The sequence below is a fragment of the Salicola sp. AFF1 genome, from assembly GCF_056783195.1.
This window is the reverse complement of record NZ_JBXAYL010000248.1, coordinates 1-234: the sequence shown is the minus strand read 5'-3', so window position 1 is coordinate 234 and position 234 is coordinate 1. Positions and strand designations below refer to the sequence as shown.

Sequence of the window (234 nt, the reverse complement as noted above, 5' to 3'; positions counted from 1 at the left end):
CTGGTGCCCTCCCACAGCACGCCGACATGGGCATCGCGCACCAGCCGCGGCTGCACCCACTCCTCAATGTAGCCGTTGCCGCCGCGCACCTCCATCGCACCTGTCGCGACCGGAATGTTGTCGCGGCAGGCGCGGTACTTCAGCAACGGCGTCAGGATGCGCAGCAGGTCCCTCGCCTGCGCCGAACCGGCATTGGCCTCGTCCATCGCGTGCGCGGCGACCAGCATCATCGAC

At 68.8% G+C, this 234-nt stretch carries 1 protein-coding gene; it reads right to left on the bottom strand.

The features are described from left to right. The coding region (locus AC1RQI_RS17535; protein WP_481905884.1) for an acyl-CoA dehydrogenase family protein at positions 1–234 on the bottom strand (234 nt) is incomplete at both ends.